We start from the raw sequence: 23,054 nt of genomic DNA on the forward strand, positions 1-23,054 counted from the left end.
AACTCCTTTCCTTTACTCAAACCAACGCGTCCGGGCATGCCCCGGGCAAATGGTTTGGCGCGCCTGCGCTTGGCGCGATTGGGAAAGGGATTTCTATGAACAAGGCAATCACCGACGGCATCGTGTTCATGCCACCTGCTTTTGCAAATGGCCTGGGGGTGTGGTCCAGCGGCGACGGGACGCCGGGTACCCCGACCTATGACGGATCGGGTAGCGGGGCGTTTGTGCCCTCTGATGCGGATTTCGCCGGGTGCCTGGAAATCTTCAAAACCAACCCGACCCAGCAGCTGCGCTATATGGGACAGACGCCATTGCAGCCTGGGTGCTATTTGCAGATCAAGGCGCGGGTCAAAGCGATCAGTGGCCCGCTGCCGCAGGTCCGGATTGCGGGTTGGGCTGGGGCCGCCGGGGATGTCAACGTTGCAGGAGTTGTGCAGCAGGGGCCGGCCACGCAGCTCAGCGGTTATGGGACGGTGCATGAGATCACGGCAATCGTTGGTACCGGCTACCGTGCGGGGTGTGGATATGCCCTGGGGGCCCACCGCGATTTATGGGCATTTTGGCATCGATATCGAAGGCACAAATGGCGCGGTTGTGCGGGTGGATGATATTGAGATCACCGATGCAACCAGCGTATTCCTGCGCGACATGATCGGTATCGTCGATGTGCGCGATTTCGGTGCAATCGGCGACGGTGTAGCAGATGATGCCGCCGCGTTCGAGGCCGCGGATCAGGCGGGGAATGGCCGTAAGGTCTATGTGCCCCAAGGTGTTTATTTCCTGGGGCAGGACGTCAGCCTGAATTCCGAGGCGGTGTTCGATGGCACCGTGGCCATGGCGCCTGAGACAATGTTGCTGCTGACAAAGAGCTTTGATCTGCCCACCTATATCTCGGCCTTCGGGGACGAGACGCTGGCGTTCAAAAAGGCGTTTCAGGCGCTTTTGAACAACTCCGACCATGACTCGTTGGATTTAGGCGGGCGCAAGATTTCGGTGAGCGAACCCATTGATATGCAGGCCGCTGTCCCCAACCGCGACAGCTATGCCACACGTCGGGACATTCGCAACGGGCAGTTTGACGTCAAAAGCAGTTCCGCATGGGATACCCATGGGATACCGATGTCTACTCTTCGGTCGCGACCTATTCGACAAGTGATCCCTTGCGCTTTTCCAACGTGGCCAATGTGGCGAATATTCCAGTGGGATCACTGGTCACCGGCAGCGGTGTAGGGCGCGAGATCTATGTGCGGGACAAGAATGTTGGCGCGGCTCAGATCACGCTGAGCGCCCCCATCTACAACGCGGCTGGGACCCAAACCTTTACGTTCACAGATTTCAAGTACCTGTTGGATTTCAGCGGCTTCAGCATGGTGCAGAAGTTCAACATGGAAAGCATCGAGTTCCAGTGTAACAGCCGATGCAGCGCGATCCGTCTGGCGCCGACGGGTAATACCTTTGCTTTGAAAGACTGCTTTGTCAGCCGTCCCATGGATCGCGGCATCACCTCGATCGGTTCGGGGTGCCAGGGTATGCTGATCGACGGGTGCCAGTTTCTGTCCAGCGAAGAAGGCGAGGATGTTGCGGACAGAACTTCGATTGCGGTCAATTCCAATGGCAACGACGTGAAGCTGCGCCACAACCGGGCCAATCGATTCCACCATTTCGCCGTGCTGGGTGGCAGCAATAACCTTGTTCTGGGCAACCACTTCTTTCAAGGCGATTCAGTACCAAATGGCGTTCGCAACGCGGGGCTCGTGTTGATCGGTGCTTATAACAGCTCATCCGTCGCAGAGAACTATGTCGACAATTGCTTCATCCAATGGACAAACGAACGTGATGCCAATCCAAACTTTAGTTCAAGCTTTTCGTTCAGTGCGTTGAGTATTACGGACAATGTCTTTTATTGCAGCGATGTAGCGCCATGGTTCAGCTATATCGTCGTGCGACCTTATGGTTCAGGACATTTCCTGAACGGGTTGACCGTTACCGGGAATACTTTCAGGTCAAACGCAGGCGGTATCTCTCGGGTTGATAGCGTCGATACGACATTCGCCAATCTAAACAAAGACCGCTATGCGAACGTTACTTTTGATAACAACACATTCCATGGGATTACTACTTTTTGTGCGAACCCGCTGAGGATCAGACATGTTCAGAGCTCAAACGCCAAGGGGTGGACCATTGGTTCTGGTGGTCGGTTGCCTTTCGGGGGCAAAGCGCGGAGTTGTGACTCGGTTGTTTCATTGAGCCGCATGAGAAATAATTTGAATGCGGATACTTTCTATTCGCCATATGTGGAATTGGCGCAGGGATCTTCGGGAAACAACGTGAAATTACAGTGGCCCGAAGCAGTCCGCGGGACGGTCTCGGTAACCATGCGTGTCGAGCAATAGAGCAAGTTGAGGTTGGCCGCCTTACAGAATGGCCAGCCTTTCAGTAGGTTTGCCATAGAGCGAATTTCAGTCCTGGCCGATTTTGAACTGCGTTTGCTTCGATGCCAATAATCCAGGTCTGCTTCCCCGACTTTGGGCGGTACATCAGCGAAGGTCTCGCAGCCCAATAAAGAGGTTGCCCCGAAATATATGTGGTTTCGATCTGCAAGAGCGGGTCGAACCGACGTTTCGAGGACAGCCCGACGGTGAAATCCAGTTTACGGAACAGATCTAAATGGTGACGGTATTCAAGCGCTGAATCGATTGCGATCCAACCGTTCCCAAAAGCTGAGTCAAAGCCTTTTCCGTAGGACAGCGTTGCTTTGTACAAGGCCCACGCGCGCAGCCCCTCATGGTGGGCGCCAACGCCGATCTCGCCAGCCAGACGGCCTTTCGCGTTGAAATCCGCCAGGGGAAAGCGGGCGAAAACCAGCGCGTGTCCATAATAGTCGTGCCTCTCTTCTGCATCCAAACCTATGGTCAGTTTTGGCCGCAGACCCCATTCCGAGTAGAAACTGGTCTTGTAGGAGTAGATGCCGTGGTCTTCCTTAAATGCCGTAGCTGAAAACGCTGTAAATGCTGTTCCTTTCTCGCGCAGCCAGGCGCCTGACCAGGCGGGACCGCATAGCGCTAGACATACTAATAGAAGAGACACAAAACGACACATTCGTGCAGCATCACCAAGCATGGTTAACGCATCGTTAGTAAAGGTTTCGATTTCGAGAAATTTCCATTGCGATGCGATATTTCCGTCGGAAACACATCGTTGTTTGCAAAGCTGTGCTAGGCTGAGATCAGCCAAGAGGAGGATCCAGATGCCCAAAATCTCAAAAGACGCCAGCTGTCAGACAGTGATCACAACCTTCGAGATGACGCCCGGCACCTGCCAGGATTTGCTCGAGGCGTTGACCGATGCTTATGCGTCCTTCATCTCGAAACAACCCGGTTTCATATCCGCTGGGCTGCATGTGAATGATGCCCAAACGCGTATCGCGAACTATTCCCAATGGGTCAATCGTGACGATTTCCTTGCGATGCTCAGGACACCCGAGATGCGCGAGCGGAACCGGAAGATCAACGAGCTGTGCAAAAGCTTTGAACCGGTCATGTACGATGTGGCCGAAACCTTTTGACTTTCTGACCTGAATCAAAGCTGAAATTCGGCAAAAGATGCATCGTGGCGGCGCAATGAAGGAGGCGCAGCCCATGTATCACAATATCCTCGTTCCGATTTCATTCGACGCCGAACGCGACACGTCAGGCCCTTTGAAGCTGGCGCAGGTTCTGGCCACACCGGATGCGAAGGTCACGCTTTTGCATGTTGTCGAACATATTCCTGACTATGCGATCACCTATGTGCCCTCGGAATATCTGACCGAAGCGCGCAAGGCGGTAAAGGTCGAACTGGACACGCTGGCGGCGCAGTTGCCGAATGCAAAAGGCGAAGTGGTTGAAGGGCATTCCGGGCGGACCATTCTGGACTGGGTCGAAGCCAATAAGCCCGACCTGATTATCATGGCCTCGCACCGGCCGGGTATGCAGGACCTTTTGCTTGGCTCAACTGCAGCGCATGTTGTCCGGCACGCGAAATGTGCGGTTCATGTGGTGCGCTGACACAGTCGCTTAGACGCCAAGGCAGTGGTTTCGCAAGCTGTGCCTTAGAGTTGCCACATCCGGGCTGTACCGGTTGGGTCATGACAGCGGCCCCGGAACCAAAGACATCACGAAAACTTGGGCCAGCCGCCAAACGGCGGCATGCCAAGGCGGAAAGGCTGCGCAGGAAGGCATTGTCGCCCTTGCGTATCCTTCTGATGATCGTGGCGCTTCCGCTGACCACGGCCATGCTTGTGTTGGCGATCTATCCACGCGCCACCAGTTTCGAACGACATGAGGCGATTATCCATCTGGTCGCCATGGCCGGATGCGATGCTGTTGCCGCTATTGGATTTGGGCATTTCCGCGAGGGTGAGCCCGGGTATCACAAGAAATATGATCCCGATGGCGACGGTGTCTCATGCCCGTCGGTCTTTCACGCTCAGGTTCCTCTGACCGCCGAAGTCCTGAAGCCGGTGAGCACACAAGCTCCAGCTCCCCGATCTGTTGGCAGCGCTAAATTCATCACCCCGGAGAAATAACGAGGGTTAGGCCTTCATCGCGTTCAGCAAGTCTAACAGGCCCCTGCGATCCGCATCATCGACATAATCTCCGGTCGCCAATCGTTCGGCGATGCTCAGGCGCAGACGCTCCTGTTGGGTGCGCACTTCTTCCCCTGCTGTTTCGGCCAGTGTCTTCATGATCACCGCCACCGCTTGCTTCCGCTTGGTGGTTGGGTTGGCGATATAATCGACAAGGCTCTGCTGGCCGGAATCGAGGATGTTTTCGGCCAGCATGCGCAGTTGTTCACCATTTGGCAGCAGCGGCGCGGGAGCTCCCTCGGGCGGTAGAATTTCCGGCACGCTGCGCGGGGTTTCAGCCAGCGCGTTTGCGCCGTCGACAAAGGCTTCGGTGATCATCCGTGTGATCTTGATGGCGCGCGGGTCTTTGAACAGGGCTGAGGCGATGGCCACGCCGTAATCCGTATAGACCCACGGGTTAACCCTCCGCCCACCGCGACCTTTCGGTTTTGAAATCACATTCTGTGATTGCAAACCGGCGACCTCAGCATCGGTCAGTTGAAAGCGGTAACCCTCGAACAGGTCCTTGTTGCGCGATACGGCCTGATTGAAGGCGCTGACGGACTTTCCGTAGAACAGCGCCAGATCCTCGGCCAAAACCACACGGGTACCGCGCACCTTATGAATGGCGCTTTGGACCTCATGCGTGCTGGGCAGGGTGTTGGGGTTCGTCATGGCAGCGTTTGGAATCACAAATTGTGATGTCAAACGTGGCGGAGAGGGCGCTGGGCTGCAACCTTGAAGTGTCGGTGCCCAAAATTGGTTCAGGCATAAGGTTGAAAAAACGCTGAATCTTCAAGTATCAATACGAGATTTAATGCTGCCGTGCTAACTTTCACGAGGCGAAGCCGTTCCGGCAGCGCCCTAGGGCAATTTCGCCAGACGAGGGAGGAAAGTTATGTTTGCACGGATTACTCAATACAAAATGAAGCCTGGTTCGCGTGAGGCGGCGACGGCAAAAATGAATGAACTGAAATCCGAGATTATGGGCATGCCCGGGATACATAGTTTCACCAATGTTATGAACGAAGATGGCTCTGGCTATGTGATCTCGGTGGTCGAGAGCGAAGCAACATCGAATGCAAACGCGCCCAAAGTGGCCGAACTATGGGGCTATTTCGCCGAGTTCATGGAAGGCCCGCCGTCACCAGTCGGATTCGATGTGATTGCGCATTGGGATAAGGGATGAACACGTACCCGAGCGAGAAAAACTCGCTCGGGTCACAGCGTTTCTAGCGTCTGAGATTAATTCCAAACGAAATGAAAAGCGTTCGTCGAAATCTATCTGGATTCTAGGAATCTCAACTGACTTAGGACAGCTGAGCTCCCGCGCATTCGCGGAAAACCCTCACCGGTTCCGCAGCGCCGACCAGCGAGAATTTGGTCACCTGATCCTGCGTGAATGCGTAAGCTTTTTGGTTGTATTCCAACCCATTAAGCACGTTTCCGAAACCCGTATTCGTAACCGTCAAAGAGGTTGCGCCATCCGAAAGAACGTGGCGGGATGTAGCAATCTCGATCGGTGACGAGCCCTCGAAACGCATCGCGAACCATGGCGTCTGTGTCCAAACGGAGTTCGTTTGGGTCACGGTGATTGAATAAAGCGGTTCTGACGGATCGTAGGTAAGAAATATTGTTGACGCTTCGGACTCGTGTGAGAGGGTGCAAATTTGACCAACGGTTACATCCCACGCGTAGGCGGGGGTGCTAAGGATCATTAATAACAGAACGGCTCGCATAGCCTGAAACTAGCTACAGAATCCAGTTAGGCAAGGCGACTGAATCAAATGACATCGAGCGCAGCATCTTTGAATTAAGCCGTTGTCAGTCTACCGCTTCCGCCTTTTCACATTCCCGCCCCGCTGCCCCGGCCTGCCAGCCGTTGACCGTCCGCGCGATTTCACCGCGTCCTCTGAGGCCTTCTCGACCGCCCATTGGCGCGCCATGGGGTCGTCGGCGACGGCCAGATCGACCGCTTCCAAACGTTTGATCTCGTCGCGGATGTTGGCGGCCTCTTCGAATTCCAGGTTCTCTGCGGCTTTGCGCATTTGCTCGCGCAGGCCGTCCAGATGCGCTTCCAAATTCGCGCCGTGCATCGGTTTGTCGATGGTCGCGGTGACGCGGTTCATGTCGACATCGCCTTCGTAAAGCCCGGCCAGTACGTCTTCGACATTCTTCTTTACTGTCTCGGGCGTGATGCCGTGTTCTTCGTTATAGGCGATCTGTTTGGCGCGGCGGCGGTTGGTTTCCCCCAAAGCGCGCTCCATGCTGCCGGTGATCTTGTCGGCATACATGATCACCCGGCCCTCGGCGTTGCGCGCGGCGCGGCCGATGGTCTGGATCAGTGAGGTCTCGGATCGCAGGAACCCCTCTTTGTCCGCATCCAGAATGGCGACCAGCCCGCATTCGGGGATATCGAGGCCCTCTCGCAGCAGGTTGATGCCGACCAGCACGTCAAACGCGCCCAAACGCAGGTCGCGCAGGATTTCGATGCGTTCGATCGTGTCGATATCGGAATGCATGTAGCGCACCTTGATGCCCTGTTCGTGCAGGTATTCGGTCAGATCCTCGGCCATCCGTTTGGTCAGAGTTGTGACCAGCGTGCGGAAACCATCGGCGGCCACTTTGCGGACCTCGTCCAGCAGGTCATCGACCTGCATGCTGACAGGGCGGATTTCAACCTCGGGGTCCAAAAGCCCGGTGGGGCGGATCACCTGTTCGGTGAAGACGCCGCCTGACTGGTCCAGCTCCCACGCAGCCGGGGTGGCCGAGACAAAGACGGATTGCGGTCGCATGGCGTCCCATTCCTCGAACTTCAGCGGGCGGTTGTCCATGCAGGAGGGCAGGCGGAACCCGTGTTCGGCCAGGGTGAATTTGCGGCGATAGTCGCCCCGGTACATGCCACCGATCTGCGGCACGCTGACATGGCTTTCATCGGCAAAGACAATGGCGTTGTCTGGTATGAACTCGAACAGGGTCGGGGGTGGCTCGCCCGGCGCGCGGCCGGTCAGATAGCGCGAATAGTTTTCGATCCCGTTGCAAACGCCGGTGGCCTCAAGCATCTCAAGGTCGAAATTGGTGCGCTGTTCAAGTCGCTGCGCTTCCAGCAGTTTGCCTTCGCCCACCAGTTGATCCAGCCGGATCCGCAGTTCCTTTTTGATCCCGAAGATCGCCTGCTGCATCGTGGGTTTGGGCGTCACGTAGTGGGAATTGGCATAGACACGGATATGCTCCATCGTGTCGGTCTTTTCCCCTGTCAGGGGGTCAAACTCGGTGATCTGTTCCAGTTCCTCACCAAAGAAAGACAGCTTCCAGGCGCGGTCCTCAAGGTGGGCAGGCCAGATTTCCAAGCTGTCCCCGCGTACCCGGAACGAGCCGCGCTGAAACGCCTGATCGTTGCGGCGGTATTGCTGGGCGACCAGATCGGCCATCACTTGCCGTTGGTCATAGTCTTTGCCCACCTTCAGGTCCTGCGTCATCGCCCCATAGGTTTCGACCGAGCCGATGCCGTAGATGCATGAGACCGAGGCTACGATGATCACATCGTCCCTCTCTAACAGAGCCCGTGTGGCCGAGTGGCGCATCCTGTCGATCTGTTCGTTGATCTGGGATTCTTTCTCGATATAGGTATCGCTGCGCGGCACATAGGCTTCGGGCTGGTAATAGTCATAATACGAGACGAAATACTCGACGGAATTGTCGGGGAAAAAGCCCTTGAACTCTCCGTAAAGCTGTGCCGCCAGCGTCTTGTTGGGGGCCAGGATGATCGCCGGGCGCTGAGTTTCTTCGATCACCTTGGCCATGGTAAAGGTCTTGCCGGTACCCGTCGCCCCCAGCAGAACCTGATCGCGCTCGCCAGCCAGAACACCGCCCGTCAGTTCCTTGATCGCTGACGGCTGATCACCTGCAGGGTTGAATTCGGTCTGCATGACGAACTGCTTGCCGCCTTCCAGTTTCAGGCGGGCACGCACGTCTTCGGCGGTCAGTTGGGTTTTGTCGGAATGGGCATAGGGCATGGTTGGGCTCCGAGTCAGGCCCTTACATTTGTTCTTATTTTGTCCGGCTGCAAGGGCGGATCGGATTTCAGGTCTGTTTCCGGGATCTGAGACTGTGTGCATGAATGACTATCTTGGTCGATGTTTCGAAATTCTACGCCCTTGATACGCGCAGCTCATGACAGTTTTTGACATCAGCGCTCGTGACCAGTTGTGACAATTGACATCTTGTCCCGAGGCTTCCGCTGACGCATAAACAGGTCAGCCAAGTGAGTACGGAGAGGCGACATGCGCGCACGGATTTACCAGCCTTCGCGAAACGCGATGACCTCGGGGATGGCCAAGACCCGCAAGTGGGTTCTGGAATATGCCCCTGCATCCTCGCGCGAGGTAGATCCGCTGATGGGGTGGACGTCGTCCAACGATACTCAGACTCAGGTGCGCCTGAAATTCGAGACCAAAGAAGAGGCGCTGGATTACGCTAAGGACAATGGTATCGAGGTGCAGGTCAGCGAGCCGCATAAGCGCAAACCGAACCTGCGCCCGCGCGGGTATGGTGAGAATTTCGCAACGGACCGCCGCAACCCTTGGACGCACTAAGTGATCGACATTCGCGAAGCTGATCCGGGATCCGAGGATCTTCGCCCCATCATCCAGGCCCATCTGGCCCATAGCTGGGACGCAACACCGCAGACATCCAATCACACCTTGGATGTAGAAGCTTTGCGCGAGCCGGGTATCCGTTTTTGGGCGCTTTATGAGGGCAATACAGCTTTGGGGTGCGGCGCGTTGAAAACCCTGCCAGATGGAACGGCCGAGGTGAAATCCGTACATGTGATCGCAGCGGCGCGGGGGCGTGGGCTGGCCCGGATCATGATGACCCACTTGGCTGATCTTGCGCAGCGAGAAGGCCTTTCAGCACTGGTTTTAGAAACCGGGGCGGCGCATCTGCCCGAATACGACGCTGCGCGTAAGCTGTACGCAGCCTTGGGATATTCCTATTGTGACCCGATCTATGGCTATGCCCCAGACCCAAACAGCGCCTTCATGCGCTTGGCTCTTGAACCCGGATCGTAAAAACCGCAAGAAGGGCGCAGCGGTCCCTTAGCTCAACTGGATAGAGCAGCTGACTTCTAATCAGCAGGTTGAGGGTTCGAGTCCTTCAGGGATCGCCATCAAAAACAGCGGGTTACAGTATTGCGTCGCAGGTTCTTGCTCGGGTGGTATCGTGGTAAGCCACAAATTGGCGAATTTTTCCGTTCGTCAAAAAAGTCAGCGCTATGTAATCCGCTTCACTGAACGCATGCGCAAACTCGTTCAAATTGGATGCAGTTAAAGAGTTAGCGCTCATGTTGTGTTGCGAGCGCGAGTTTTTTTCACTGTCCTCCCTGTCACTGGGGCGTACTCGATGCGAGTACGCCCTTTTCTCATTGGCGGAACGAGTGATGATGCGCATGTGCCACAGGTCAAGGTTCAATTCGTATCTCAACGACCGGGGAGGAATCGCTCAGTCAGAGGTTTGAGCGAATACACGCCGTATGCGCAGCAACTTTCCGCTACGTTAGTTTTAGCTCACTTTGCGATACGTGCATGTTGATCTATTTCGGTCGCGAGGCATAGGCGAGGTTCGAAATGAAACTCACGGCAGTGGAAATAATTTGTATTACCTTAGCAAGCGTGGCGGCATTTGCCGGTTTCGCAGGAGCTGCGAGCGTTTTGATTTCCGTGTTTTAGGTGTCGCATTCATCGAGTTGAGACAGCCAAAGACGGCGCTTTGTCTAAAGCGCTCTGCGCATCAGTGTGCCTGTTTCTATTTCTACGATCCGCTCGGTATCTGAGTGGAGAAGCGTTCTGCCGTGTAACAGAAAAATTCAACGTATAACCGCCTGAATTTAGACAAATTCCCGCCCGAAACGGTCAATATGCGCGGCTGAAATGCCACATAAGCAATGGACCGAGCTCCAAATGAAATTCTCGCCACTTTTCCTCATTTTTCTACCGATTGCCGCCTTCGCGGAAGAGCGTGTTTTCGAGTGCGACGCACCAGATGCACAACATCCGGAAATGGCTGCACGATTGGTCAAGTACGAAGGTGAGGACAAAGGCCACATCACTATTGGTGACATCGACAAGGACGTCGCGGTCTACCCGGGGTTGGACACGCTATGCGGATAAAGCTGACGTTCCTTGCTGCAAAGCGCCGGGATGCAACCTGAACATTTGCTCTGCGGAACTTGCCGCCGCACAAGTTCAAATTGCATAACTTTCTTTGGAACGATATTTGCGATTGCAGATCGATAGGCTGATCCTACTCAAACTCACTCTCATTCCAACTCCTTGCAATAACCGTCAAAGCAACGATAAGACTTCAAGTCGTAAAGTGGAGATTTCACTCGTCGGAGCTAAAATGAGCGTTGCGGAAGCGACCAATCTGCAAGGTGCGAAGATAGCCGTCATTTGTAATGACACGGTAGTAACCTACCTGAGAGACAACTTCGATCACATTCCTAATCCTAACCAGTGGGACTTACCTGGGGGTGTTCGCGAAGCTGGCGAAACTGCGCTAGATTGCGCGTTGCGGGAAACACAGGAGGAGTTCGGCGTATGTTTGTCGAAGAGCTCAGTTGTTTACGAAGCAACCTTTATCGCCCAAGCAGCTGCTAATCTGCCGAAACGCGAAGTTGCCTTTTTTGTTTGTATGGTTTCTCCGGACGTTGTTTCGATAATCGAATTTGGCGAAGAGGGACAGTGTTGGGAGATGATGCCAATTAGAAAGTTTCTTACGCGCGACGATGCGGTGCCTGAATTGCAAGCTGCGTTTAAGACATTCTGGACGCGTTAATGTAAAGGTGGGCGCTTATTTCCGAGGGGCAAATTAGGGCCGCTTTGGGCTCAAAGCAGCTATTCGCAGCACTCGGCTTGAATGACTGCTATGCGGACAAAGCGGACATATTCTTGCGCCGAATCTTGTCATCCGTATGCTCATTTTGACGACAGAAGAAACGGAGCATTCGCCTACATGAAGTCTTTCTCCCGCAGATATTTCTGGTCATTCTCAATGGTTTTGGTCTCGTTGATGACAGTACCAAGCCTTTCACTCGCACAAGTTTCGGAGAGTGTAACATCTCAAGTCATCTATGTTCCTTCCTATTCGCGAGTTTTTACGCAGGAGGGGCGCAGCGAACCGCTCGCGTCTACACTCGTTGTGCACAACATTAATCTGCAATCAGAGATCAAAGTTGAGCGCATCGAATATTATGACAGAGCGGGGCAGCTTCTGGAAACTCTCATAAATGAGCCCGTCCAACTGATGCCATTTGGGTCGATGAATGCGCTTGTACCTATTGGTAGTGTCGGCGACGGGATTGGTGCGAACTTCATAGTTACTTGGTCGGCAGAAATACCGGTACTACCCCCCATCGTTGAAGCAATCATGGTCGGTGGAAGCGGCACTCAAGGGATCTCGTTTACAAGTCGAGGTCAGGTGTTGTCACAAAAACCGTAGCTCCCATTATCACTCTTGCTTCGACATAGCCAACTTGACCGTCAAGTTAGTACTTAAGCACCAGTGACTAGCTCTCTGCCACTGCGGCTGGATCTAGCTTTGGGTTCCAGGCTGACATTGGTGCATTTGCTCAGAGGGCTACTCAGGGCGGAAAGCAGACAAAGCAGACTTAGGCAAAATATTAAATTGATCTGTTCCTTCATCGCCTTACGCTGGGGACAGGGAGGATCAGGTCATGTACCGCACATTCGTTTCTGCAATTTTTGTGGCCATTGCCACGACCTGCTCGGCGCAGGATTACGATATAGTCATAATGAACGGGCGGGTCATCGATCCTGAGACAGGATTGGACGCCATCCGAAATCTCGGGATCAACGGCGGCGAGATATCCGCAATCTCCGAGTTCGCCATAGAAGGTTCGTTGGAGATCAATGCAACTGATCTTGTTGTAGCGCCAGGGTTCATCGATTTGCATGCACACGGCATGAACTTGGGCGACATGCGTATGCAGGCGATGCAAGGCGTTACAACTGTTCTGGAGTTGGAGTCCGGTATCCTACCTATTGCAGATTGGTATGCTGAAATGGAACGGCAACAGACGCCACTGAACTATGGGGCGTCTGCGGCTTGGACGTTTGGCCGAATAGCTGCATTTACAGGTGAAGGGCCTGCTGCCGAACTATCCTATTTTCAAGATGCGCAGAGGTTCGACGATTGGAAAACAGAAATCGCTGATCCGCTTCGTATGGCGGAGTTGTTGGACTTAGTAGAGCAAGGATTGAAAGAGGGGGCATTGGGAATAGGCGTTAATGCAGGATACGCGCCTGGATACGGACAAAAAGAATACTTTGCTTTGGCAAATATGGCCGCTGACTATGGCGTGGCCACGTATACGCACGTGCGGTACGCATCGAATTTGGAACCTCAGGGGTCTTTTGAGGCAATAAAAGAATTGATTGCGAACGCCGCGCTTACAGGCGCACACATGCATATCTGTCATATCAACAGTTCTTCATTGGAAGACGTCCACGCCACCCTTGATTTGGTTGAACGTGCGCAGGCTCAAGGCATTAACGTCACGGTAGAGGCCTATCCTTATGGTGCAGCGAACACCGTTGTAGGAGCCGCGATGTTCTCAGGAGACGGATGGCGAGAACGCATGAGCTCTACGGCACAGAACTTTCAACTTGGCTCAGATCGCATGACAGAACAAGAACTCGCCGATTACCAGGACAACGAGCCTGGCACCTTTGTCACATGGCATTTCCTGGACGAGAACGATCCGGAAGCGCTTGCGCTATTGGATGCGTCCGTTACCCACCCAGCAGTCATGATCGCCTCGGATGCTGTGTTTTGGTCCTACTTCGACGAAAGCGGGTCAGTTCTGAACTATGAAGGGAGTGATTGGCCACTTCCCGAAAATGTATTCAGTCACCCGCGGTCGGCTGGAGCATTCACCAAAATCCTTCGGTCATATGTGCGCGAACGGGGTTTGCTGTCGCTCAAGGAAGCAATTCGCAAGATGTCCTTGATGCCAGCTCAAACGCTTGAGGAATTCGTTCCACAAATGAGGAGGAAGGGGCGGCTGCAAGTTGGAATGGATGCTGACATTGTCGTCTTTGACCCTACGACCGTATCAGACCTAGCCACCTACGAAAACGCAAACCAACCCGCTGTTGGGGTGCAAGCCGTTCTCGTAAACGGCATGTTAGTTGTTGGTGATGGTGAACTCAAAATAGACGCTGACTCAGGTCAACCAATCCGCCGTAAGCTCGAAAGATAAGGTGACCGCTTTGGGCTCACACCGGTCATCCGACGTTTTATGCGGGGCTTGCTAATTTACCAATAGTGGCTGCGCGTACCGAGCGGATTTTCCCTCAAAACAAGAGCCAATGGAACGTTTGAACAGCTATTCTGTCCAAGATCAGTAAAACTAAGCTGACCTTGACTCTATCTGAATGACATGCCCTTTCGGTACTGCACAGAGCGCGGATCTTATTGACTCAGATCAATGCTATAGATCTCATTCACATCAGAATGCTGGAATGCAAGTTCGGGCCTTCGCTGTCGAATGTCCTTGCAGTCGATGTTTGTTTGGAGGGTATAATGCAACGGCTTCCCACATGGAGAACCGCACTCTTAAACTTGGTATTTTTGGCGGCACCTATGGCAGCGCATTCCAGCGACTGGAGTTTCGAAGCCACAATATACCTGTTCATGCCAGAAACCGAAACGTCGCTGGACACTCCACGAGGCAACATCGATGCGACGCTCAGTTTTTCGGACGCGCTAAGCAATTTGGACCTTGCGTTTATGGGTACAATTGCAGCCAGAAATGGACGGTGGAGCTTGCTAGCTGACTACAACTACACCGACCTTTCTTTCGGAGATGACACGCCTGGCACCGCATTTTCCGGGCTGGACACGTCGCTCAAGACGCAGTTTCTGAGCGGATATGTTGGTTACCGGATCTATGAAGATCCAACTTTACGGTTAGACGTTGCAGGAGGTTTCAGGTGGTTTAGTACAGAAACCCGGTTCTCGCTGTCACCCGGAGCGTTGCCAGGACGTACAACCACTGTGGACGCAGACTGGACTGACCCTGTTGTCGGAGCCCGTGCTCGGTTTAAATTCTCAGACAGGTGGACCGGCACGGCGTTTTTAGATTATGGCGGATTCAGCAGCGACAGCGAGACCTGGCAAGTATTGTTGACCGCGGATTACTCAATAAACGAAAGCTGGATGATTAGAGGCGGATATCGCTACATCACGCTCGATCACGAGATCAACGGCAACGACTTTACATTCAGTCAGTCGGGGCCGGTTATCGGTGTGACATACCGCTTTTGATTAGCACTCGAAGAACTGTATGCAATTCTGCGTGCGTGACACGGATGCGATAGCGCTACACGAAACAATGGATTTGCAAAGATTGCTGTTTCCGCGAAAGCTTAATACAGGCATTTCTTGTTTGGGCTAGGAGCAGCTATTCCCTCGATCACGCTGGATGTCCACTTTGTAGACGATACAATCATTTGCTCGGCAGGGCCCATAGTTTGCTATGCAATCGTAACCTCGAGCTCTTCTAAAGAGTGCCATTCAAACAAATGATGCCCTCTTGGCGACGCCACTCACTCCACATCACCAAGAGGCAAACCAGACAACACTGGCGAATGCATGAGCAACAGAGGTAATACAAATTTGCCACGCATTCGAATACTTGAATCAAATATGCAATAATTCAAGTATTTTTACGCGCGGGAAAAATATTTTTATCGCGCGATCTATGTTTGCGTGAGTATTAGATCTCGCAATCCTGCTTTTGAAGGTAGGGGCAAACTATGAAGGTGGTTGGTTACCAATTTGGACAACACTGTCTTGAAGCAGTGGCCACACCAATCTGGCTGACTTCGCTTGCCCAAATACGCGTTCCAGATAGTCTGGGCAGTCCCATGACCAGACTATGGCCCGCGCTGTCTGTCATCCCAGATCATGACGGCGCGTGTATTTGGATCACCACTACATTCTGCCCTGCCTTGAGCGCACACTTGGGTATCAAGCGGTTGTAGAGCAGGCTCCGTTAGTGCCTACGTTGCGCACAGCAGCCACCTAAAAACCAGCTTAAGTGCCCTCTTACTCAGACGGCTCGATAGCAGGAAAGGACCAATTCCCGTTCAAGATCTCTTCACGAGGTTCATAAAGCCGAACAGTGTAGTTCCAGCCTGATGTGATCGGTATGCAATTCACGCGCCCATCTTCGCAAGCTCCAAAATTGATGGTGATGCTACCGTCGGCATTCGCTTCTGCTGTAACGTTGTTGAGACTGTTTCGACCGAGATCGTTTGCTTCCAGATATCCGTCGGCATTGTAGATTGTAATAGACCAGAACGCGTTAACCGGGACTTCATTTACCGTCACCGAATGCGGTGTTTCGCCATCATTTGCATCGACGCCGTCGATTTCATAGAGCGCAGCCGTTCTCGGTAGTCCGCCCCAGCCGGCAGCGGTTCCAACCAAATGATCGATGGGCCTGGTCTCTTCTTCGGTGCCAAACGAGTAGAAGCTGCTGAATCCGAGCTCGGCAAGGTTGCTTAAGGCCATGCGCGCCTGTGTCAAATCATCCAGATCCCAATCTGGTGCCTCGAACGGACCCACTCCACCTCCAGTCAAGATAAGACTGTCCTGAGCGGCATGAGCCTCTGCCACATCCTCAGGGTCGTTGGCGTCCATGAAGATCCGCACAGTGACATAGCCGAAACGGGTACCAACGTTTTCTTCGGTCAGCTTGTAGGTCCCAGGCGCGGTTTCTACGAACATGTAGTGATCCTGATTGATCACATGCATCGAGATGTATCGCTCGCCCAGATCAGGCAGAGTAAATTCAACCGGATCGGACAGGTCTAGGACGATTCCGGAGTAGAGTGTGTCCTGGTTCATCCGGATAACTGGTTGATTGTCAGGGGTCGTCGGTTTGCGAACGTGAATCAATTCCCCAATACCCACGTCAAAAGCGGCCATGTTGGCACGGAACATATGATCCGTCTCCGCCCGGACAAAGGTGCCCAGCGTCACTGGTTCGGCGACACCCAGAGATGGGGCCAGCAGCGCAATCGGAAACAATTTTTTCAACATCATTGGCTTCCTTCTCAGTTCACAGGTTGCGCGGCGGGAAAAGTCCAGCTTCCATCTAGGACCTCCTGACGTGGGCGATACAGGCGCACCACATAGTTCCAGCCTTCGGTGATGGGCAGGCAATTCACCCGCCCGTCGTGGCAGTCTCCAAGATGGATGGTCATGCTTCCATCAGCATTCTGCGCGCCGGTGACGGAATTGGTGCTGTACGCGCCCAACGTATTCGGCTCATAGAAACCGTCGGCATTGTACATACTGACCGACCAGAAAGCGTCTACCGGCACGTCGTGAGGCACTTCGATCTTGTACGCGCCGACAGGCAGACCAGGAAAAAATGCAGGGTAAAAGGCTTCCGTCTCCGGCAGTCCGCCCCAACCGGCAATCGTGCCCAGCATGTGACGTATCGGGTGGACGTTGTCACGTGTGCCAAACATGCGTGAACTGTCTGGTACAAAGCCTAGTGCGCCGAGCGGCAGGAGTTGTGCGACCACGGCTTCAAACGCTTCCTCATCGTAGTTCGGCGCAACAAAGGGATTGGACGCATTGGCCTCGATAGACATGGCATCCTGTATCATATTGACGGCTGCCACGTCGTCCGCGTCGGCGGCATCGACAAGAACACGCAAGTAGACGATCACATAGGGTGTATCGAAGGTCTCCATGTCCAGCGTATAGGTTCCTCCCCCGAAGAACACGTCGTTGATGTAGTGATCCTGATTGACGATCATGGCCGTCATGTAGCGATCACCGACATCGGGAAGGTTGAGTGTCGCACCCTCACTGATGTCAACGACCGCTGTACTGTAGAGCGTGTCGCGGTTCATCCGGATTGTTGGCTGGTTTTCCACCGGTGTCGGCTCGCGGAAGTGAAAGAAACGGTTTATCCCACCCGCAAGCTCCACGTATTTTCGCAGCTCAAGATCATTCGCAGCCCGAACAAAGTTGTCTGCCGTGATCGGGATTTCACGACTGTCCAAGAGCGCATCAAGCGTATCATCCAAAGCCTGAGCCCACGCCGTTTGTGCCGTAAACAACAGACCACTTAGCACCATGAAGGGCGCCAGCGAGGCGGCCTTAGCCAAACGAACCAATGATGTTTTTCTCATACCAAACTGACCCTACTGACCTGGGGTGTACCAAATGGGAGACGTGTAAGCGCGCTCCTGATGGACCATGACAGCATCGTCCGGAAGGTTGAGGTCACCGTAATACGCCTCGTCGTGAGCCAGCCATGTGGGGGTGGGGATTTCGAGAACGCGGACATAGTAGTAAGCGCGTTGCGCCGGATCGAACTCCGGGTCCACCCAGTGCGCAGCAAGTGCGGCAGACCCGATCGCGTTGGTGTAGTCCGCACCATTCACGGTGTTGCCAACCGGTGGCAGTTTGCCTTCTGCATCCGGCGCACGGTCTCCCGCCCAGTTGGCGTCGAAAACCTTGGTCTGAGGTGCGCCGTCTGCATCGACCCAGCCTTTGACAATCTGGATACGGTCAAGGTTCGCGCCGTCGGGATCACGCAACGCACGGACCATGAAGCTGGGCGCAGTACCCTCTGGTCCCGTGAAGAGGTCAGCCCCCATCGGCACACCGCGCGCATAGCCTTCCACGGCGAAGTCCGGGCGATGAACCTCTTCGGGTTCAAAGTCCCATCCAGCAAAGACACGAACGGTCATCCGCGGACCCGTCGTGGCGTAGACTTCCTTGCGCTTAAATGCGTCCCAGATCGCTTCGCGTGTATTTTCACGCGCCCAAGCTGCGGCGAGGCCGGAGGAAATCACCTCGTAGTGTCTTACGGCTATTTCATCGCCGAGGAAGTCGGGCTGAATGATGTTTTCAAGATAACGTTCTTCGCCGGTACCTGGCTCACCTGGAGAAGCCTTTCCGAAGAAATTGTCCTCACGCGCCGTGGCCAATGATGTGTGGCTGTCAGTTGCGCCAATCATGCCAAACTTGAATGGGTTGACCCCGATGCCTTATTCATAGGCGAGCCCCCGCGCCAAAGCTGAGCGCGCGTACTCGCGAGGCAGCATCTCGGGTGTCTTGAGTTCAGTCCCAAAGTTACCCCGATCCCACGTGCCGTAGTCAGCGAACTCGTCGTTCGGCGAAAGCATTGGATGGGTCTCCCCATCGCCCTTGATTTGCGTAACCTCGTAGAGCGGCTCCCACCGCATCCGACGCTCGGCATATTCCGCGTCGATGGGCTCGCCGTTCTCCCGCACGTCGTTGAACATCAAACCGTTCGAGAGGTTGCCGTTATGCGCGAAGGCCATCACCTTGCCGCCAGTTCGCGTCTCATAGGCGTCCATCCAGTCCCAGAGGTCTTCCGGATCGGAGCTGTCATAGTTGGAGAATGGGACAACATCGGCGACCTTGTCCGCATCATCCCGGAACATGACAACGCGGTGCAGGTTGTTGGCGTTGGTGACAGATGTCCATTCAAACCCGTGAAGCGAGGTGAAGACGCCAGGCTGATTGTACCGTTCAGCGATGTCCACAATCCGGTTGTAGAAGGTGCGGGTCAGATCATCATCATCGAGTGGATCGGCGTTGGCCATCATTGACTCACCCCATTGAACGTAAGCTGCAACCGAGTTGCCGGCTTTGACAAGCTCGTGCACCTGTCGGCCCCATGAGTTGGCCAAAAGCTGGGGGTTTGACTCTGCAATCATCGGCGCGAGACCGAGGTTCTCGGCATGGTCAGCGACAACCAGAAAATCAAGAGGGCGCACAAGTTGCGCATATTCGCCAACGGATGCTCTGACCTTTTCACCTCGCGCAAAACGGAAGGCTTCATCCGGCCCAAGCGCATTTCCGACCATGCCAGCATCGGTCGAATATGACGTATGCAGGTGGGTGTCGCCCCAGAACACTCTGTTGGGAAAAGACTGATCGACGAAAGGCGAATAGCCTCGCTGGCCAAGTCGGACATCTTCAGGATTGATGGCAAGTTCACCGGAATAGCCTTGGGCAAATGTCGCACCGGCAAATATAAACGTCAGACCAACTCCCCTTAGAAACGCCTTTTTCATCGCGTTGTACCCCTGTATCAGATCTCCAATCAGGTTCTAATTTAACGGAGCCTTTTTCTTCACCGCTTTGATTTATGACAATTATGGCTGGTTACGCTTGAGCAGGTCGCCCATGTATCCGTTCGTTTCAAGCTCGTGGGTGATATCTGAGTGTTTCGTAAAGATAGGCGTCTAGGTGCCCCCGTTTCTCTGCGCCAGCGCGACATCCATGTCGTAAATCACCTCAAGCATTGGATCGTAGTTTTCGCGCATACTGCCTTCTAGTGAGCGGGCGAGGTCAAAAATCACAAGTATCACGATTGAAAGAACACCTGCGAAGGTAAACGTGCGCCACGTCAACGGGCGTCCTTGCAAGGCCGATCTGTTGCCGACAATCGCAATGGCGACGATTGCGGCAGCAACGATCATAATCATTGCTGGTTTCGGAATGTGCTCTCCCGCTGCCGCAATGCGACGCGTATGAGCGTCGAACATGTTCATCACGCTGCGTGCGACAAGCGCTTTTATCGGCTCTGACTCCTCTTTTGACAAAGCCTGCAACGTAGCTGGCCAGATTTGCGCTTGCGCCTCGCGTGTGCGCACTAGAAAAGCGTCGAATGACTGCTTCGTCTTTATGTCTTGCGGGCCAGCAATTCTTGTTTCCGCATACGCCAAAATAACTGGTTGCAGTTGATCGCGTGCTTCAGTCGCCAACAGATCGGCGCTCAAGAACGCGGATCCGATATCAGCCGCTTCCTCAATGAGTGCCGATTTTCGTGCCTCACGCCAGTTGATCGACGAACTGAATGCGAAACCAAGCAAAAGCCCCAATAGTGCCAACATCGCGCCTAGAGATGTACCGCCCGGGATTTTGTCCGCAGGAACTTTGTCGTACCCCAATCTCCCGTGCTCCAGCACTCCAAAGCGGAAGCCCAAGAATGCTGCTACTGGTAGTAAGATCAAAATAAGTAGAACCAGCACCGGGAAAGAAAAAAGTGGCTCGGAAAAACCCTCGTAGAAATCTGTTGCGTCTGTTCCCAAGCTCCCAACTCTCCGCAATCAATACCGTCAACATAATGTTCAGCGTAACCAGAGATGGCTATCCTGTATACCAAACACTAACGAAAGACATTGCGCAGGCATTTTGAGGTCTCATACGGGCTCGAAGCAGCCGTTCTACGATACAGCCGTTGAGTTTCGACCGAGCACGATAAGCAGACATTGCCCACCAACCAATGATTTCGTCTATTCTGAGCTTTATGCGGCGAGGCACCGAAAATGCTGACTCAGAGGTCTCCATGCGTAAACGCAATGGCACCAATCAATGCAAAAATTCTAGTTCTCTAACGCACGACTTCTTGAAGCACTTCGCCGCTTGCGCCATTTGGGCGCGCTGTGCTCAGCAAGGCGGACAGAGTAGATGCTATGGATGTTGTGCACACTCGGCGCGCGACGCGTTGCGGCTCAATGCCTGGGCCGGAAAACAAGATGGGCACATGGGTGTCGCCTCTCCAAGGCGAACCATGTGTCGAGGTCACTGAAAGGCCATCAAAATCTGCAATAAACCAGCCAGGTTTGAAAACAACGTAGATATTGCCAGAACGCGCGGGGTTATGGTTGTTTCTGATCAATTTCATGATTTCAGTATCGGGCAGTCGGTTCGCTTCGATGGCAGTAGCCGGGATGGCGAAGGCCACATCCGGAAAAGACAATAATTCCTCGGCAATGGCAGCCTCAAGAGCGTTCAAATCAATGTCGGGGCGCGCCAGAACCTCGGGATCAATATTGAGATAGGGATGGGCGTATCCCGCCAGCAACGGACCAGTGATCTCAAAACGCTGTTTCAAACGCGTAATTTGTTCGGTTGGGTCCCAAGTATCCGGAGCCACGAGGCCTGTTTGAATGCCAACGCTTTCCAAATAGCCGGGTGCATCCGTCGTTCCGTGATCCGCAGACAGAACGATCAAAACATTCTCCAACCCAATACGTTCGTCGATAAACGCTAGAAGGTCCGAAAGCGTTTGATCCAACCTGAAAATCGTGTCCTCGGCTTCAAGACTGGACGGCCCGAAGACATGGTTGACGTAATCGACCGACGAAAAACTGATGGCCAAGTAGTCTGTAACGTCGTCCTTACCGATTGCTTCCGCATCAATCAAATGTTTGGCAAACTGCGCTGTCAACTCATCACCGGCTGGGCTGAGCGTAAGGAAAGTTGTGAAATACGGGTTGTCAAGCGGATCGAAACTGATCTGAGACACGCTGTAGTAGTGAGGAAATGTGATCCCGAACCCAGCGACATCTGTTTCCCAAGGTTGGTCATCTCGATCGCCAAAGATATATGCTTCCCGAGGGTGCATCAGCTCCCAAGTCGCGCCTTGATAGAATGCAGTCGGTGCCTGGTCGTTCCAAGCCGTGACCCAGTCGGGATAGGCATCGTAGTAGTAAGAGCTGGTGACAAAGCGGTTCGCAGATTTTGAGAACCAAAAAGCCTTGCCACTTTGCCCAGCCATTGTGATTGCGCCGCGGTCCTTGATCGAAACGCCAAAGACTTTTGCCGCTCCGGCTGTAGATGCGCTTAATTCATCAGAGATTGTCGTAACCAACATCGCGCGGGGTGATCTACCATCTGTTCCCGCTGCAGCTTGTGTCGGATCGATTTCAATGTCTTCATTCACGCCTGCGGCTTCATCAAGCAGTGGCGCAGTGTCGTCCTCTACGTTGTACACAACGCGGTCCAACGATCTATCAAACCAGACATTGCCGATCATTCCGTGAACCGCTGGCGTCGCGCCCGTCGCCAAAGTGGCATGTCCTACAACGGTCTCCGTATTGGCGTGGCAGTGATGCGCATCGACGTAGTGCACCCCAGTTTCCAGCAGATGCCTAAGGCCACCTTCGCCAAGATTGTCCAAGTACTTGGTCGGCAAATCACCTCGAAGTGCATCAACAGTCAGCTGCAAAACAAGACGTGGAGCATCCTCGGCGTTAACAGGGTTAACAGCGGTAAGGCACAGTACCGCGCTGGCCATCAATGAAATTCTCATGGGATCTCTCTTCACTACGATCGTGCGGATGGTGCCACGTCATCGTCCTAAAGTGCAACATTTCGGTCGAGACTACGAAACTCCAGACGGCGCCCGCACAGTACCATCTTCGTTGTCCGTGCCCGCGATTTTAACAATGGGCAAAGGCGCGGCGAATGACAGGATTGGATTTCAAGCTTTTTGGCGGCTGTGAGCGTCCGCTCTCGGTAAACTCTGTTACGCTGAAAGAAGTAGTTCGGCGATATCGTCGAGCAAATAAGACAA

At 53.9% G+C, this 23,054-nt stretch carries 21 protein-coding genes, 1 tRNA gene and 1 pseudogene; 15 read left to right on the plus strand and 8 right to left on the minus strand.

Annotated elements, in window-relative coordinates:
- The first annotated feature begins 95 nt into the window (after window positions 1-95).
- From GOV38_RS22550 to GOV38_RS22560, 3 genes are read left to right on the plus strand one after another with little or no spacing between them, the layout of a single operon-like run.
- Entirely contained in the window at window positions 96-608 is a 513-nt protein-coding gene (locus tag GOV38_RS22550; protein WP_371808518.1) for a hypothetical protein, read from the plus strand.
- A complete protein-coding gene (locus GOV38_RS22555) occupies window positions 526-1,230 on the plus strand; it encodes a glycosyl hydrolase family 28-related protein (RefSeq protein ID WP_371808517.1) in 705 nt (234 codons plus the stop codon). The genes GOV38_RS22550 and GOV38_RS22555 overlap by 83 nt, the downstream gene beginning before the upstream one ends.
- A complete protein-coding gene (locus GOV38_RS22560; protein WP_371810521.1) occupies window positions 1,176-2,393 on the plus strand; it encodes a hypothetical protein in 1,218 nt (405 codons plus the stop codon). The genes GOV38_RS22555 and GOV38_RS22560 overlap by 55 nt, the downstream gene beginning before the upstream one ends.
- A 40-nt stretch (window positions 2,394-2,433) precedes the next feature.
- Here the strand turns inward: GOV38_RS22560 and GOV38_RS08900 are convergent, their stop codons facing one another.
- Window positions 2,434-3,234, minus strand: a complete 801-nt coding sequence (locus GOV38_RS08900; RefSeq protein ID WP_254430548.1) for a hypothetical protein — start codon at window positions 3,232-3,234, stop codon at window positions 2,434-2,436.
- Window positions 3,235-3,247: 13 nt separating this feature from the next.
- Between GOV38_RS08900 and GOV38_RS08905 the strand changes: the two genes are divergently transcribed.
- The 3 genes from GOV38_RS08905 (at window position 3,248) to GOV38_RS08915 (ending at window position 4,567) form a co-directional block, all read left to right on the plus strand.
- Window positions 3,248-3,565, plus strand: a complete 318-nt coding sequence (locus tag GOV38_RS08905) for an antibiotic biosynthesis monooxygenase (RefSeq protein WP_171101114.1) — start codon at window positions 3,248-3,250, stop codon at window positions 3,563-3,565.
- 73 nt (window positions 3,566-3,638) lie between these two features.
- Window positions 3,639-4,046, plus strand: a complete 408-nt coding sequence (locus tag GOV38_RS08910) for a universal stress protein (protein WP_171101116.1) — start codon at window positions 3,639-3,641, stop codon at window positions 4,044-4,046.
- 80 nt (window positions 4,047-4,126) lie between these two features.
- Window positions 4,127-4,567, plus strand: a complete 441-nt coding sequence (locus tag GOV38_RS08915; protein ID WP_254430547.1) for an excalibur calcium-binding domain-containing protein — start codon at window positions 4,127-4,129, stop codon at window positions 4,565-4,567.
- A gap of 6 nt (window positions 4,568-4,573) precedes the next feature.
- Here the strand turns inward: GOV38_RS08915 and GOV38_RS08920 are convergent, their stop codons facing one another.
- Window positions 4,574-5,281, minus strand: coding sequence for an ORF6N domain-containing protein (locus GOV38_RS08920; RefSeq protein WP_171208917.1), 708 nt, complete (start codon window positions 5,279-5,281; stop codon window positions 4,574-4,576).
- A 223-nt stretch (window positions 5,282-5,504) separates the two neighbouring features.
- Here GOV38_RS08920 and GOV38_RS08925 point away from each other — a divergent pair, with 223 nt between their 5' ends.
- A complete protein-coding gene (locus tag GOV38_RS08925) occupies window positions 5,505-5,795 on the plus strand; it encodes a hypothetical protein (protein WP_171208916.1) in 291 nt (96 codons plus the stop codon).
- Between the two features lie 640 nt (window positions 5,796-6,435).
- Here GOV38_RS08925 and uvrB read toward each other — a convergent pair.
- A complete protein-coding gene (gene uvrB, locus GOV38_RS08930) occupies window positions 6,436-8,622 on the minus strand; it encodes an excinuclease ABC subunit UvrB (RefSeq protein ID WP_171212986.1) in 2,187 nt (728 codons plus the stop codon).
- A gap of 267 nt (window positions 8,623-8,889) precedes the next feature.
- Here uvrB and GOV38_RS08935 point away from each other — a divergent pair, with 267 nt between their 5' ends.
- From GOV38_RS08935 to GOV38_RS08970, 8 genes are all read left to right on the plus strand, one after another.
- Window positions 8,890-9,201: an ETC complex I subunit gene (locus tag GOV38_RS08935; RefSeq protein WP_171101126.1), complete on the plus strand. Its 312-nt coding sequence runs from the start codon at window positions 8,890-8,892 to the stop codon at window positions 9,199-9,201.
- Window positions 9,202-9,678: a GNAT family N-acetyltransferase gene (locus tag GOV38_RS08940; RefSeq protein ID WP_171208914.1), complete on the plus strand. Its 477-nt coding sequence runs from the start codon at window positions 9,202-9,204 to the stop codon at window positions 9,676-9,678.
- Between the two features lie 21 nt (window positions 9,679-9,699).
- Window positions 9,700-9,776, plus strand: a tRNA-Arg gene (locus GOV38_RS08945).
- A gap of 790 nt (window positions 9,777-10,566) precedes the next feature.
- Window positions 10,567-10,776: a hypothetical protein gene (locus GOV38_RS08950; protein ID WP_171208913.1), complete on the plus strand. Its 210-nt coding sequence runs from the start codon at window positions 10,567-10,569 to the stop codon at window positions 10,774-10,776.
- A 232-nt stretch (window positions 10,777-11,008) separates the two neighbouring features.
- Window positions 11,009-11,443, plus strand: coding sequence for an NUDIX domain-containing protein (locus tag GOV38_RS08955; RefSeq protein WP_171208912.1), 435 nt, complete (start codon window positions 11,009-11,011; stop codon window positions 11,441-11,443).
- A 177-nt stretch (window positions 11,444-11,620) separates the two neighbouring features.
- On the plus strand, window positions 11,621-12,106 hold the full coding sequence (locus GOV38_RS08960; RefSeq protein ID WP_171208911.1) for a DUF3124 domain-containing protein: 486 nt from the start codon (window positions 11,621-11,623) through the stop codon (window positions 12,104-12,106).
- Between the two features lie 235 nt (window positions 12,107-12,341).
- On the plus strand, window positions 12,342-13,889 hold the full coding sequence (locus GOV38_RS08965; protein ID WP_171208910.1) for an amidohydrolase family protein: 1,548 nt from the start codon (window positions 12,342-12,344) through the stop codon (window positions 13,887-13,889).
- Window positions 13,890-14,212: 323 nt separating this feature from the next.
- The gene (locus tag GOV38_RS08970; RefSeq protein WP_171208909.1) at window positions 14,213-14,956 is read left to right on the plus strand and encodes an outer membrane beta-barrel protein; all 744 of its coding nucleotides are present in this window, start codon (window positions 14,213-14,215) and stop codon (window positions 14,954-14,956) included.
- Window positions 14,957-15,739: 783 nt separating this feature from the next.
- Here the strand turns inward: GOV38_RS08970 and GOV38_RS08975 are convergent.
- The 5 genes and pseudogenes from GOV38_RS08975 to GOV38_RS08995 form a co-directional block, all read right to left on the minus strand.
- Window positions 15,740-16,738, minus strand: a complete 999-nt coding sequence (locus tag GOV38_RS08975; RefSeq protein WP_171208908.1) for a DUF1214 domain-containing protein — start codon at window positions 16,736-16,738, stop codon at window positions 15,740-15,742.
- Window positions 16,739-16,752: 14 nt separating this feature from the next.
- Entirely contained in the window at window positions 16,753-17,844 is a 1,092-nt protein-coding gene (locus GOV38_RS08980) for a DUF1214 domain-containing protein (RefSeq protein ID WP_217352075.1), read from the minus strand.
- 12 nt (window positions 17,845-17,856) lie between these two features.
- Window positions 17,857-19,764 (minus strand): annotated as a pseudogene (locus GOV38_RS22285) (DUF3604 domain-containing protein).
- A 171-nt stretch (window positions 19,765-19,935) separates the two neighbouring features.
- On the minus strand, window positions 19,936-20,784 hold the full coding sequence (locus GOV38_RS08990) for a hypothetical protein (RefSeq protein ID WP_171208907.1): 849 nt from the start codon (window positions 20,782-20,784) through the stop codon (window positions 19,936-19,938).
- Between the two features lie 302 nt (window positions 20,785-21,086).
- A complete protein-coding gene (locus tag GOV38_RS08995) occupies window positions 21,087-22,790 on the minus strand; it encodes an alkaline phosphatase family protein (protein WP_171208906.1) in 1,704 nt (567 codons plus the stop codon).
- Between the last annotated feature and the right edge of the window lie 264 nt (window positions 22,791-23,054).

Origin of the sequence: Ruegeria sp. HKCCA5839 (genome assembly GCF_013035585.1) — a bacterium.
Taxonomy (GTDB): domain Bacteria; phylum Pseudomonadota; class Alphaproteobacteria; order Rhodobacterales; family Rhodobacteraceae; genus Ruegeria.

What these genes read in the sequence shown, in the direction of transcription:
- GOV38_RS08925 (WP_171208916.1), top strand. Translation starts at nt 5,505, where the DNA reads ATGTTTGCACGGATTACTCAATACAAAATGAAGCCTGGTTCGCGTGAG.
- GOV38_RS08910 (WP_171101116.1), top strand. Translation starts at nt 3,639, where the DNA reads ATGTATCACAATATCCTCGTTCCGATTTCATTCGACGCCGAACGCGAC.
- GOV38_RS08980 (WP_217352075.1), bottom strand. Translation starts at nt 17,844, where the DNA reads ATGAGAAAAACATCATTGGTTCGTTTGGCTAAGGCCGCCTCGCTGGCG.
- GOV38_RS08970 (WP_171208909.1), top strand. Translation starts at nt 14,213, where the DNA reads ATGCAACGGCTTCCCACATGGAGAACCGCACTCTTAAACTTGGTATTT.
- uvrB (WP_171212986.1), bottom strand. Translation starts at nt 8,622, where the DNA reads ATGCCCTATGCCCATTCCGACAAAACCCAACTGACCGCCGAAGACGTG.
- GOV38_RS08965 (WP_171208910.1), top strand. Translation starts at nt 12,342, where the DNA reads ATGTACCGCACATTCGTTTCTGCAATTTTTGTGGCCATTGCCACGACC.
- GOV38_RS08915 (WP_254430547.1), top strand. Translation starts at nt 4,127, where the DNA reads ATGACAGCGGCCCCGGAACCAAAGACATCACGAAAACTTGGGCCAGCC.
- GOV38_RS08995 (WP_171208906.1), bottom strand. Translation starts at nt 22,790, where the DNA reads ATGAGAATTTCATTGATGGCCAGCGCGGTACTGTGCCTTACCGCTGTT.
- GOV38_RS08935 (WP_171101126.1), top strand. Translation starts at nt 8,890, where the DNA reads ATGCGCGCACGGATTTACCAGCCTTCGCGAAACGCGATGACCTCGGGG.
- GOV38_RS08950 (WP_171208913.1), top strand. Translation starts at nt 10,567, where the DNA reads ATGAAATTCTCGCCACTTTTCCTCATTTTTCTACCGATTGCCGCCTTC.
- GOV38_RS22555 (WP_371808517.1), top strand. Translation starts at nt 526, where the DNA reads ATGCCCTGGGGGCCCACCGCGATTTATGGGCATTTTGGCATCGATATC.
- GOV38_RS08955 (WP_171208912.1), top strand. Translation starts at nt 11,009, where the DNA reads ATGAGCGTTGCGGAAGCGACCAATCTGCAAGGTGCGAAGATAGCCGTC.
- GOV38_RS08905 (WP_171101114.1), top strand. Translation starts at nt 3,248, where the DNA reads ATGCCCAAAATCTCAAAAGACGCCAGCTGTCAGACAGTGATCACAACC.
- GOV38_RS08960 (WP_171208911.1), top strand. Translation starts at nt 11,621, where the DNA reads ATGAAGTCTTTCTCCCGCAGATATTTCTGGTCATTCTCAATGGTTTTG.
- GOV38_RS22550 (WP_371808518.1), top strand. Translation starts at nt 96, where the DNA reads ATGAACAAGGCAATCACCGACGGCATCGTGTTCATGCCACCTGCTTTT.
- GOV38_RS08920 (WP_171208917.1), bottom strand. Translation starts at nt 5,281, where the DNA reads ATGACGAACCCCAACACCCTGCCCAGCACGCATGAGGTCCAAAGCGCC.
- GOV38_RS08975 (WP_171208908.1), bottom strand. Translation starts at nt 16,738, where the DNA reads ATGTTGAAAAAATTGTTTCCGATTGCGCTGCTGGCCCCATCTCTGGGT.